Raw genomic sequence first — 12373 nt, 5'->3', positions numbered from 1 at the left:
CCTGTCCGTGGCTGCGGGTTCAACCGTGCGCGCGGCTCTGCCTGTCCGCGTCGCGCAGGGTTGCCCATACTTTCAATGCATCGACTGTTTGCGCGACGTCGTGTACGCGCAGAATCGCGGCGCCCCGTTCGGCCGCGCACACCGCCGCGGCGATGCTGCCGGCCACGCGCTCCGGCGCCGGCCGCCCCGTCACCGCGCCAACCATCGACTTGCGCGACATGCCCGCAAGAATCGGATACGGCGAAGCGGCGCGCGGGGCCGTGTCGCGCAGATGCGCGAGCAGCGCGTAGTTATGCTCGACGACGACCTTGCCGAAGCCGAAACCCGGATCGACGCTGATACGCTCGCGCGCAATCCCCGCCTGCTGCAACGTCGCGACACGCTCCTCGAGGAAGTGGCGCACTTCGCCGACGACGTCGTCATAGTGCGGCTCGCCCACCTGCATGGTCTGCGGCTCACCTAGCATATGCATGACACAAAGGCCGCAGTCGCTGTCGCGCACCGCGTCGATCGCGCCGGGCATGCGGAAGCCCCAGATGTCGTTGATCAGGTCGGCGCCCGCGTTCAACGCATGACGCATCACTTCCGGCTTGTACGTATCAACCGACAATGGCACGTTCGCGCCACGCAGTTGCTCGACGAGCGGCAACACGCGCTCCAGCTCTTCGTCGAGCGGCACCGGTGGCGCGCCAGGACGCGTCGATTCCCCGCCGATATCGATGATGTCCGCGCCCTCCAGCATCATGCGCTCGGCCTGGCGCAGCGCATCGCCGCGCGTCGCGAACTTGCCGCCATCGGAAAAGGAATCGGGAGTGACGTTCAGGATGCCCATGACCAACGGGCGTTCGAACGTCAGCTTGAAGCGGCCACACTGCAGCGGCTCTGGAAGGGGTGCGGACGAGGAATCGACTTTCGACACGTAGCAATGCTTCACTTGGAACGGATAAATGCAAAACGGGCCGGTGTGTAGCACACCGGCCCGCACTTTCTACTGGCTGCCGATCAGGCCGGCGCGGTTGCGCTGCCCGGCTTGACTTCGGTGCCCGGGCTGCCGCCCGACGAGGCGTCGCTTGCCGACGGCGGCGAGCTCTTGGGCGAACGCGGCGGACGGCCTGCCATGATGTCGTTGATCTGATCGGCGTCGATCGTCTCCCACTCCATCAGCGCGGCGGTCATCGCTTCGACCTTGTCGCGGTTCTCTTCGAGCAGGCGCCGTGCGAGATTGTACTGCTCGTCCAGCACATGACGGATTTCCGCGTCGACCTTCTGTTGCGTCGCTTCCGAAATGGTCCGCGTGAAGCCTCGGCCGAACGGCGAAGCGTCGTTCTCGTCATCGACATAGACCATCGGTCCGAGCGCATCCGTCATGCCGAAGCGGGCAACCATTGCGCGAGCCGTCTGCGTCGCCTTGTTGAAGTCGTCCGACGCACCGGTGCTGATCAGGTTCAGGAACAGCTCTTCCGCGACGCGGCCACCGAACAGGATGGCAAGACGGTCGAGCAGATATTCCTTCGAGTACGTTTCGTTGTCATGCTCCGGCAACTGCCATGTGACGCCGAGCGCACGGCCGCGCGGAATGATCGTGACCTTGTGCACCGGATCGGCCTTCGGCAACAGCTTCGCGATCACCGCATGACCCGATTCGTGATACGCGGTAGCACGCTTCGATTCTTCGCGGATCACAGCCGACTTGCGCTCTGGACCCATGAAGATCTTGTCCTTCGCGTCCTCGAAGTCCGTCATTTCGACGATGCGCTTGCCGCGGCGCGCCGCGAACAGTGCTGCTTCGTTGACGAGGTTTGCGAGATCTGCGCCCGAGAAACCCGGCGTGCCGCGCGCGATCACTGCCGCATCGACGTCGTTCGAGATCGGCACCTTGCGCAGGTGCACCTTCATGATGTGCTCGCGGCCGCGAATATCGGGCAGACCCACGTACACCTGACGGTCGAAACGGCCCGGACGCAACAGCGCCTTGTCGAGCACATCCGAACGGTTCGTCGCGGCGATGACGATGACGCCCGAGTTCGCCTCGAAGCCGTCCATTTCGACGAGCATCTGGTTCAGCGTCTGTTCGCGCTCGTCGTTACCGCCGCCCATGCCGGCGCCTCGATGACGGCCGACCGCGTCGATTTCGTCGATGAACACGATACACGGCGCGTGCTTCTTGGCCTGCTCGAACATGTCGCGCACGCGAGCCGCGCCGACGCCGACGAACATTTCCACGAAATCTGAACCTGAAATGCTGAAGAACGGCACCTTCGCCTCGCCGGCGATGGCGCGCGCGAGCAGCGTCTTACCGGTTCCCGGCGGGCCAACGAGCAGCACGCCGCGCGGAATACGACCACCGAGCTTCTGGAATTTCTGCGGATCGCGCAGGAAGTCGACGAGTTCCGACACTTCTTCCTTGGCTTCGTCGCAACCGGCGACGTCGGTGAAATTGATTGCGTTGTTGTTCTCGTCGATCAGCCGCGCGCGCGACTTGCCAAACGAGAAGGCCCCGCCTTTGCCGCCCCCCTGCATCTGTCGCATCATGTAAAACCAGAAACCGATGATCAGGATCGTCGGTCCGAGGTAATACAGCACGGACATCAGTGCATTGGGTTCGTCGTCAGCCTTGCCGCTCACCTGCACGCCATACTTCATCAGATCGCCGACCATCCAGATGTCGCCGGGCGACACGATCTGGTACTTCTGGCCGTCTGCTGGAGTGACCGTGAGGTTCCGCCCCTGGACAATGACGTTCTTGACTTTGCCGTTCTTCGCGTCGTCCATGAACTGCGAATAGGAAACGCCTTCCTGGACACGGGGCTTGTCGAACTGCTTGAACACCGTAAACAGCACCAGTGCGATCACCAGCCACACTGCTGCTTTCGAAAACATATTGTTGTTCAAAGCACCACTCCTTCACTTAGACGGGCGCCTACATTTGCCTTGCGGCACCACGAAAGCATTCTAATCCAGTCCGCAGAGCCCTGCCATAAGGTTTCACTACCACGGAAATAGGGTAGCGGGCCGGCTTGACGCCCGTCTCCGGACGCGTCGGGCTCATTATTGGCAGAGATGGAACCGGCTAGCCGCATCCCTATGCGGGACACTTCAGATGCTTACCCAAAATAAATGTTTCTGACGATTTATCCCGCGACGCCTTCGGCTTGCGGGCCGCCACCACCTTGAATTGGCGTTTGAACTTTTCGACAATCTGACTATATCCGCTGCCGTGAAAGCATTTGACTAAAAGGGCACCATCCGGCTTCAGGTGATTTTGCGCGAATTCGAGCGCGAGATCGCATAAATGCTCGATCCGCGCCGCATCCGCGATCGCCACGCCCGACAGGTTGGGCGCCATATCCGAAATTACAAGGTCTACCTGGCGCGCACCGACCAATTCTTCGAGCTGGACCAGCACCGAGTCTTCGCGGAAATCGCCCTGGATGAAGTGCACGTCGGCCACCGGCTCCATTGGCAGAATGTCCAAAGCGATGATCGTGCCGTCGATGCCACCTTCGCGCTCCGCGTTGCGTTGCGAGCCGCCCGCGAGCTTGTTGCGCACGTACTGGCTCCAGCTGCCCGGCGAGGAACCGAGATCGACAATCACCTGCCCGGGACGGATCAGCTTGTCCTGCTCGTCGATTTCCTTGAGTTTGTAGGCCGCGCGGGCGCGATAACCTTCCCGCTGCGCCATTTTGACGTACGGATCGTTGATGTGGTCGTGCAGCCACGCGGTATTGAACTTGTTTTTTGCCATTAAAGATTTAACTATTGCTGCGTCGGGTCGCGCTTTAGGGGATAATACGCGGTTAATTCGCGCGGCCCCCGCCAGACTGGCGGCGATCCGCGATTCTGTTGTTCTGACGCGCGCCCTGCTGAATCGAGTCGCCCGAATCGCTCGGCGATCGGACGAAAACGCAGGAGCCGCCATTTTAGTCGAGTCTCCCACTTTCCATGCCAGCCCTCAAAGTCTCTTCCGACCAACGCGCCGAGTTGCGCTCCCAGGCACATGCGCTCAAACCGGTCGTGCTCGTCGGCGCCGAAGGCTTGACCGACGCTGTGCTCGCCGAAATCAAGGTGCACCTCGCCGCGCATCAACTGATCAAAATTCGCGTGTTCGGCGATGAGCGCGAGGAGCGCATCGCTATCTACGAAGAAATCTGCGACGCGCTGAACGCTGCACCGATCCAGCATATCGGCAAGCTGCTCGTGATCTGGAAGCCAGAATCGGCACAGCCGGCGGCAAAAGCGAAGCGCGGCGCGTTGCCGAGCGCCCGCGAAGCGGCAGCCGAAGAAACCCGGCCGGTCAAGGGACGCGCACCCCGCATCGTCAAGGTCGCCAAGCCGACCGACGTGCCGATGCGCAAGCCGCGAGCGAAAGCGGTGCTGGTGCGCGGCAATGAACGCGTGACGCAGGGCGGCAACATCAAGCGCGCGAAGAAGCGTCAAACCAGCGCGAAGCGTTCGCATCAGTCGAAGTAAGAGAACACGCGCCCAAGGTGCGGACCGACTCCGCACTGCGCATTGACGGCCTTGAGCGCGAGGCCCGAAGCAGCGCGAATGAACCGTAGTTGGACACCGGAATCGCGACAATTCGTCGCAATGTGAGGTTCATCGCGGGCATCGGCATCGACCCGGCGGCCATGGCACGCGCACCGTCACACCATCAGCCACCCGCGAGCTTCAGCCCGCCACCTTGCCCGTGACGCCGCGCGCGCCCTCTTCCTCGGCCGCGGCACCAACAGGCGCCGGCAGCAGCCAAACGAGCGCAACCCCTAGCAGGCTCTCGATCAGGTAGAACAGACTGGACACGCCATGCAGGATGCCGAAGCGCGTCGCATAAACGGAATGCCCGATGTCGCTGCCCGCCTCGAGCGCCGCCACGCGCATCGCGTTCATGAACGGCTGCAACGCGAAATAGCCAACCAGCACGCATACGAGCATACCGGCGAGCAGCCAGCGCAAGCGGCGATATGCGCCACTCCCGCGCCGCACGAGCAAATTGGCGAGACCGAGCAGCAAAATGCCGCACACGACGCCAATCACGCCCTGAATACGAAACAGCTGCGCGGCGACGGCGCCCGCCGTCATCCGGTCGAGCGTCGTGAACAGCACGGGCGCAACCGCATAGCCGATAGTCAACAGACTACCGACCCACACCACCGTCAACAGGCGGAAAAAACGATGCGGCATCAAAGACACCGGCGCCACCCTCAGATGTAGCTGACCGCGATGATTTCGTATTCGCGCACGCCGCCCGGCGCTTGCACCGACGCGACGTCGCCTTCCGACTTGCCGATCAGCGCACGCGCGATCGGCGAGCTGATCGAGATCAGGCCGTGGTCGATGTCCGCTTCGTCGTCGCCGACGATCTGGTATTTGACCGACGCACCCGACTCGAGGTCTTCGAGCTCGAGCGTCGCGCCGAACACCACGCGGCCGTCCGCTTCCACTTGCGACGGATCGATCACCTGCGCGCCCGCGAGCTTCGACTCGATTTCGGCGATACGGCCTTCGATGAAGCCCTGCTTTTCCTTCGCAGCGTCGTATTCCGCGTTTTCCGACAGATCGCCCTGGGCGCGCGCTTCCGCGATCGAGTTGATCACGGCCGGACGTTCAACCGATTTCAGGCGCTGCAATTCATCGCGCAGCATGTCTGCGCCGCGCTTCGTCAATGGAATAGTGCTCATAAACAACTCTGGAGGCAAAAAACGGCCATAAAAAAAATCACCGCGGTTAAGTGCATTCCGCGAAAGCCGCCGCCCCTGGACAAACCCGGGCCGCAGCACCTGCGGAACGCCGCTTAACCGCGGCACTTACATCTTGGACAGCTAGTCGAAGCCTTAGTTTAGGCGAGCATGGAGTCCTTGTAAATCATAGACTTCCAGGTTCTTCAGATAACGAAGACCCTCCACCGCCGCGCGTGCGCCCGACATCGTCGTGTAGTAGGTGACCTTGTTCGCCTGCGCGCTCATGCGGATCGAACGCGAATCGGCGATCGCCGCGCGCGTTTCGTCGACGGTCGTGAAGACGAGCGCGATCTCGCCGTTCTTGATCATGTCGACGATGTGCGGACGGCCGTCCTTCACCTTGTTGACGACCTTGACTGGCACGCCGGCCGCTTCGATCGCGGCAGCCGTGCCCTTGGTCGCGACGATCGGGTAGCCGAGCTCGTGCAGCATGCGCGCGACTTCGACTGCCTTCGGTTTGTCGGCGTCCATCACGGTCAGCAGCACCGTGCCCGATTCGGGCAGACGCGAACCCGCCGCGAGCTGCGACTTGAACAGAGCCTCGCCGAACGTCTGGCCGACGCCCATCACTTCGCCGGTCGAACGCATTTCAGGTCCGAGCACCGGGTCGACCGCCGGGAACTTGACGAACGGGAACACCGCTTCCTTCACGCTGAAGTACGGCGGCTCGACTTCCTTCGTCACGCCTTGCGCGGCGAGCTTCTGGCCGACCATCGCGCGCGCTGCGATCTTCGCGAGCGGCAGGCTGGTCGCCTTCGACACGTACGGCACCGTGCGCGACGCGCGCGGGTTCACTTCGAGCACGTAGATGATGTCGTCCTTCGAGCCGTCAGCCTGCGGTACCTGCTGAATCGCGAACTGCACGTTCATCAGGCCGACCACGTTCAGCGCCTTCGCCATCGCAGCGGTCTGGCGCTTCAGTTCGGCGACGGTAGCCTTCGATAGCGAATACGGCGGCAGCGAGCAGGCCGAGTCGCCCGAGTGCACGCCCGCCTGTTCGATGTGCTCCATCACGCCGCCGATGAACACGGCATCGCCATCGGAAATGCAATCCACGTCGCATTCGATCGCGTCGTTCAGGAAGCGGTCGAGCAGCACCGGCGAGTCGTTCGACACCTTCACCGCCTCGCGCATATAGCGCTCGAGATCTCGCGGCTCGTGGACGATTTCCATCGCGCGGCCGCCCAGCACGTACGACGGACGCACGACGAGCGGATAGCCGATTTCGTCGGCGAGCTTCAGTGCTTCGTCTTCGGCGCGCGCGGTGCGGTTCGGCGGCTGGCGCAGACCGAGGTCCTGCAGCAGCTTCTGGAAGCGCTCGCGGTCTTCGGCCGCGTCGATCATGTCCGGCGACGTACCGATGATCGGCACACCGTTCGCCTCGAGGTCGAGCGCGAGCTTCAGCGGCGTCTGGCCGCCGTACTGCACGATCACGCCGACGGGCTTTTCCTTGTCGACGATTTCGAGCACGTCTTCGAGCGTCAGCGATTCGAAGTACAGACGGTCGGAGGTGTCGTAGTCGGTCGACACGGTTTCGGGGTTGCAGTTGACCATGATCGTTTCATAGCCGTCCTCGCGCATCGCGAGCGCGGCATGCACGCAGCAGTAGTCGAACTCGATACCCTGGCCGATCCGGTTCGGGCCGCCGCCCAGCACCATGATCTTCCTGTTGCTGGTCGGATTCGCTTCGCACTCTTCCTCGTACGTCGAGTACATGTACGCGGTCCTGGTTGCGAACTCGGCCGCGCAGGTGTCGACACGCTTATACACCGGACGCACGTTCAACTCGATACGACGCGCGCGCACGTCCGCCGGCTTCGCGCCGAGCAGCTTGGCCAGACGACGATCCGAGAAGCCGCTCTGTTTCAGATACTTCAGCTCCTCCTTCGTCAGGCTCGCCAGCGCGCGGCCTGCCAGCGCCTTTTCCTTCAGCACGATCTGTTCGATCTGCGCGAGGAACCACGGGTCGATCGCGGTTTCCTCGAAGATCTCTTGCGCGCTCATGCCCACACGGAACGCGTCGCCAACATACCAGATGCGATCCGGACCAGCTTCGCCGATCTCGCGGATGATCTCATCGCGATTGGCGGTCTTTTCATCGAGACCGTCGACGCCGACTTCGAGGCCGCGCAGCGCCTTCTGGAACGACTCCTGGAACGTGCGGCCAATCGCCATCACTTCGCCGACCGACTTCATCTGCGTGGTCAGGCGCGAATCGGCTTCACGGAATTTCTCGAACGCGAAACGCGGGATCTTCGTGACGACGTAGTCGATCGTCGGTTCGAACGACGCCGGGGTCTGGCCGCCGGTAATTTCGTTCTTGAGTTCATCCAGCGTGTAGCCGACCGCCAGCTTCGCCGCCACCTTCGCGATCGGGAAGCCGGTTGCCTTCGACGCCAGCGCCGACGAACGCGACACGCGCGGGTTCATTTCGATCACGATCATGCGGCCGTCTTGCGGATTGATCGAGAACTGCACGTTCGAGCCGCCCGTGTCGACGCCGATCTCGCGCAGCACCGCGAGCGACGCGTTACGCAGAATCTGGTATTCCTTGTCGGTCAGCGTCTGCGCCGGCGCGACGGTGATCGAGTCGCCGGTGTGGATGCCCATCGGGTCGAGGTTTTCGATCGAGCAGACGATGATGCAGTTATCCCCCTTGTCGCGGACCACTTCCATCTCGTACTCTTTCCAGCCGAGCAGCGACTCTTCGATCAGCAGTTCGCGCGTCGGCGACAGGTCGAGCCCACGCTTGCAGATCTCTTCGAACTCGTCGCGGTTGTACGCGATGCCGCCGCCCGAGCCGCCCAGCGTGAACGACGGACGGATCACGACCGGATAGCCGCCGCTGCCAGTTTCCGCGGCGATCTTCGCCTGCACCTGCAGCGCTTCTTCCATCGAATGCGCGGTGCCCGACTTGGCCGAACCGAGGCCGATCTTGGTCATCGCGTCCTTGAACTTCTGGCGGTCTTCCGCTTTGTCGATCGCTTCCGGCGATGCGCCGATCAGCTCGACCTCGTACTTCGCCAGCACGCCGTGCGCGTGCAGGTCGAGCGCGCAGTTCAGCGCTGTCTGGCCGCCCATCGTCGGCAGGATCGCGTCCGGGCGCTCCTTCGCGATGATGCGCTCGACCACTTCCCACGTGATCGGCTCGATATAGGTCACGTCGGCCGTGTTCGGGTCGGTCATGATCGTCGCCGGATTGCTGTTGACGAGAATGACCTTGTAGCCTTCCTCACGCAGCGCCTTGCATGCCTGCGCGCCCGAATAATCGAACTCGCACGCCTGACCGATGATGATCGGACCCGCGCCGATGATGAGGATGCTCTTGATGTCTGTCCGCTTGGGCATAACGCTCTCGCTAATGTATTCCTGAATTCTTTCCGTCGGCGCGCGCCGTTTTCACGTTGCGCGCGCTGTTTCGCGGCATGCCCGCCACGTAGCGCCGCGGGCTGCGGCCGCCGCCGCGAGCCGTTTCCGGCTGGCCTCTGCGGCCGGCCTGTACTACTTCAAGCCGCTGCGCTCTTGCCGTTCTTGTGCGCGTCCATCAACGCGGTGAAGCGGTCGAACAGGTACGCGATGTCGTTTGGACCGGGCGATGCTTCCGGGTGGCCCTGGAAGCAGAACGCTGGCTTGTCGGTCAGCGCGAAGCCCTGCAGCGTGCCGTCGAACAGCGACACGTGGGTCACGCGCGCGTTGGCGGGCAGCGTGTCGGCATCGACCGCGAAACCATGGTTCTGCGACGTGATCACCACGCGGCCGTCTTCGAGATCCTTGACCGGATGGTTCGCGCCGTGATGGCCGGTCTTCATCTTCATCGTCTTCGCGCCGACCGCGAGGCCCATGATCTGGTGGCCCAGGCAAATGCCGAAGGTCGGAATGCCGCGCTCGATGAACTCCCTGGTCGCCGCGATCGCGTAGTCGCACGGCTCAGGGTCGCCCGGGCCGTTCGACAGGAACACGCCGTCGGGGTTGAGCTCGAGCGCGTCAGCGGCGCTCGCTTGCGCCGGCAGCACGGTGACATGGCAGCCGCGCTCGGCCAGCATGCGCAGGATGTTCTGCTTGACGCCGTAGTCGAATGCGACCACGCGGTACGTCGGCGCTTTCTGCTCGCCATAGCCCGTGCCCAGACGCCATTCGGTTTTGGTCCACTCGTAGGTTTCCTGGGTCGACACGACCTTCGCGAGGTCCATGCCGGCGAGGCCCGGGAACGAGCGCGCGAGTTCGATGGCCTTCGCTTCGTCGTCGGAGCCAGCGAGGATCGCGCCGTTTTGCGCGCCCTTGTCGCGCAGGAGGCGGGTCAGCTTGCGAGTGTCGATGCCGGCGATGGCGACCACGCCTTCGTCCTGCAGATATTGCGGGAGCGTGCCCTCCATGCGGAAGTTCGACGCGAGAACCGGCAGATCACGGATGATCAGGCCGGCGGCATGGACTTTCGTCGCTTCGACGTCTTCGGCGTTCACGCCGACGTTGCCGATATGCGGGTACGTGAGGGTCACGATCTGGCGCGCGTAGCTCGGGTCAGTCAGGATTTCCTGATAGCCGGTGATGGCAGTGTTGAACACGACTTCACCGATGGTGTGCCCTGGGGCGCCGATCGAATAACCACGAAAGACCGTGCCGTCGGCGAGCGCGAGTAGAGCGGGAGAAAATGACGGCAACACGGGAGACTCCTTGGGGGAACACCCTGTTGCCACCTGTCTATCCGATTGCAAGCCGCAGCGAAACACATCGTGGATGCGCGCGCAGACTCGCTCGCGAGTTGCCGGTGACGCTGCAAGAGGCGCGATGGGTCCATTGTGTGGACGACTCGGCTGGGTGTGGAGCCCTTCTTGCTATGCCGTTGGCGCGCGGCGGATGAACGGTATGGGGGAGGTAGGCGCTAGGGTGCGGGTGGATAAGCTCAAACTTTCAAATTATAGCCTGAATCCACTGTTCCCTCCAAATGGGAGATAGGACGAGGCGTTGAGGCGATGTGCCTGGGCGGACCTTCAAAGCCTTGCCAGGCCGCGTCGCCAGGTACTTGCCACGCCTGTCTATGCGGTTCTGTCGAGACACCACTATTGACGGGGACCGAACCGCCGTGGCGGCCCCTCCGGGTCCGACGCAAGGCCTGGCGCGGCCGTTCAGGCCTCCTGCTCCGCGCGCATCTCGCCCGAACGGACAAGCTGCCGACCCGGCAACACGTACCAGATCGCACTCAGCACCTGCAGCGCGACGAGGATTTCCCACGCGCTCAGATGCGCGAGCGCCGGGTAATGCCCGCCGCTCGCCGGCCAGTGCGACAGCACCGCGCCAACGCCGATCTGGAAACCGAAGATCAGCAGAAAAATAATGAGCGTCAGCGTCGTGTTGACGCGGCCGATCATCTGCGGCGGGAAATGCCGCGCCATCACCGCGTAACTCAGAATCCCGGTGCCGCCGAAGATGCCGTAGGCGGCCCACAACAGGCTCGCCGGCAACGGCGCGTTAAACATGATGAGCATCTGCGTCAGCACATACAGCGCCATGCCGATGCCGCAGAACGCGTACAGCGAGAGGCCGCGCCGCTCGAGACTACGCGCCGCCGCGCCGAAACCGACGCAGCCGGCCATCATCGCGAAGCCGAGAATCGACACGAGCGCCGCCGCCTGGTGCGGCTCGAAGCCTTGTACGTCGCGCAGCCATGCTCCGACCCACAACGACTGCATCGCGTAGAAGACGCCTTGCGTAACGACCGAGAACGACGCGATTTTCCAGAATGCCGCGCTGCGCAGGATGTGCCACGTACCCTTGAACTGCGCGACGATGCTCGCCTGGCGATGCGTTTCGCGCGCGTCCGGAGCGAGCGTCCATTGCGCGAGCGCAACCGCTACCGTCAGCACACCGAGTCCGACGCAAACCGGGCGCCAGCTGGAAAAACCGAGCACCCACGTGAGCGGCGAACCGACCATCACGCCGCCGAAACCGCCGATCGCCATGACAAGCCCGTTCATCAATGGCAAACGCGCCACCGGAAAATGCTGCGCGAGCGCCTTGAACGCGGCGCCGAGGCACACCGACACGCCAACGCCGATCAGCAGCCGCCCGACCATCATCATGCCGAGACTGTGCGCGGCGCCGAATACCCAGATGCCGAGCGCGGCAAAAAGCAACGTGACGGAGGTCACGCGACGCGCGCCGAAGCGATCGAGCAGCACGCCAGCGGGGATCTGCGCGCCCGCGAAACCGAGGAAATACAGACTCGTCAGCACACCCAGATCGGCGGCTGACAGACCGAGATCGCGCGTGATGAACGGCGCGAAACCAAGATTGACGCCGCGAAACACGTAAGAGACGAAGTAGCCGGCGGAAAAAAGCAGGAAGACGCGCAGTTGGGTCGACGACATAAATCAGGAAGTAAACCTGGAAATGACCTCAAGAACCTCTCCCGAGGTTCGGACGGATCAGGACGGACCGGCACCCCGCGGCCAACGCGGCCAACGCGGCCAACGCGGCCGAAGCACGAACAATAAAGTAAATACCGCAAACGCGCAGGAATCGTCCGCGATCGGGTAGGAGGCGGGGTTGCCCCCGCCGTCCTCCCACAACACCGGACGTACGGATCACGTATCCGGCGTTTCCTGACGACTGGATTGCTCCAGCGAGCTTCGTTTCGT

General features: G+C 63.1%; 9 protein-coding genes. 1 reads left to right on the top strand and 8 read right to left on the bottom strand.

Annotated elements, in window-relative coordinates:
* Positions 1-19: 19 nt before the first annotated feature.
* The 3 genes from folP to HWY30_RS17335 form a co-directional block, all read right to left on the bottom strand.
* Positions 20-919, bottom strand: coding sequence for a dihydropteroate synthase (gene folP / locus HWY30_RS17345; protein ID WP_090805401.1), 900 nt, complete (start codon positions 917-919; stop codon positions 20-22).
* 83 nt (positions 920-1002) lie between these two features.
* Positions 1003-2892 (bottom strand): ATP-dependent zinc metalloprotease FtsH, encoded by a 1890-nt coding sequence (ftsH, locus tag HWY30_RS17340; protein ID WP_018421239.1) that lies wholly within the window; start codon positions 2890-2892, stop codon positions 1003-1005.
* A gap of 190 nt (positions 2893-3082) precedes the next feature.
* Positions 3083-3745: an RlmE family RNA methyltransferase gene (locus HWY30_RS17335; RefSeq protein ID WP_090801111.1), complete on the bottom strand. Its 663-nt coding sequence runs from the start codon at positions 3743-3745 to the stop codon at positions 3083-3085.
* Positions 3746-3942: 197 nt separating this feature from the next.
* On the opposite strand from HWY30_RS17335, the gene HWY30_RS17330 reads away from it, so the two are divergent.
* Entirely contained in the window at positions 3943-4470 is a 528-nt protein-coding gene (locus tag HWY30_RS17330; protein WP_090801113.1) for a YhbY family RNA-binding protein, read from the top strand.
* Between the two features lie 201 nt (positions 4471-4671).
* On the opposite strand, the gene HWY30_RS17325 is transcribed toward HWY30_RS17330, so the two are convergent.
* From HWY30_RS17325 to HWY30_RS17305, 5 genes are all read right to left on the bottom strand, one after another.
* Positions 4672-5181 carry a DUF4149 domain-containing protein gene (locus tag HWY30_RS17325; RefSeq protein ID WP_026225946.1) on the bottom strand — a complete coding sequence of 170 codons (510 nt, stop codon included), beginning with the start codon at positions 5179-5181 and terminating at the stop codon, positions 4672-4674.
* 20 nt (positions 5182-5201) lie between these two features.
* A complete protein-coding gene (gene greA, locus HWY30_RS17320) occupies positions 5202-5678 on the bottom strand; it encodes a transcription elongation factor GreA (RefSeq protein WP_026225947.1) in 477 nt (158 codons plus the stop codon).
* 153 nt (positions 5679-5831) lie between these two features.
* Positions 5832-9086, bottom strand: a complete 3255-nt coding sequence (gene carB, locus HWY30_RS17315; protein ID WP_090801115.1) for a carbamoyl-phosphate synthase large subunit — start codon at positions 9084-9086, stop codon at positions 5832-5834.
* A 158-nt stretch (positions 9087-9244) separates the two neighbouring features.
* A complete protein-coding gene (gene carA, locus HWY30_RS17310; RefSeq protein WP_090801117.1) occupies positions 9245-10399 on the bottom strand; it encodes a glutamine-hydrolyzing carbamoyl-phosphate synthase small subunit in 1155 nt (384 codons plus the stop codon).
* Positions 10400-10861: 462 nt separating this feature from the next.
* Positions 10862-12103, bottom strand: a complete 1242-nt coding sequence (locus HWY30_RS17305) for an MFS transporter (protein WP_090801119.1) — start codon at positions 12101-12103, stop codon at positions 10862-10864.
* Positions 12104-12373: the final 270 nt, after the last annotated feature.

This window comes from Paraburkholderia tuberum STM678 (assembly GCF_902833905.1).
In the GTDB taxonomy this organism is placed as follows: Bacteria; Pseudomonadota; Gammaproteobacteria; order Burkholderiales; family Burkholderiaceae; genus Paraburkholderia; species Paraburkholderia tuberum.
The sequence above is the reverse complement of the archived record's forward strand: the minus strand, read 5'-3'. Positions and strand labels throughout refer to the sequence as shown.

What these genes read in the sequence shown, in the direction of transcription:
- HWY30_RS17330 (WP_090801113.1), top strand. Translation starts at nt 3,943, where the DNA reads ATGCCAGCCCTCAAAGTCTCTTCCGACCAACGCGCCGAGTTGCGCTCC.
- HWY30_RS17325 (WP_026225946.1), bottom strand. Translation starts at nt 5,181, where the DNA reads ATGCCGCATCGTTTTTTCCGCCTGTTGACGGTGGTGTGGGTCGGTAGT.
- greA (WP_026225947.1), bottom strand. Translation starts at nt 5,678, where the DNA reads ATGAGCACTATTCCATTGACGAAGCGCGGCGCAGACATGCTGCGCGAT.
- HWY30_RS17335 (WP_090801111.1), bottom strand. Translation starts at nt 3,745, where the DNA reads ATGGCAAAAAACAAGTTCAATACCGCGTGGCTGCACGACCACATCAAC.
- carB (WP_090801115.1), bottom strand. Translation starts at nt 9,086, where the DNA reads ATGCCCAAGCGGACAGACATCAAGAGCATCCTCATCATCGGCGCGGGT.
- HWY30_RS17305 (WP_090801119.1), bottom strand. Translation starts at nt 12,103, where the DNA reads ATGTCGTCGACCCAACTGCGCGTCTTCCTGCTTTTTTCCGCCGGCTAC.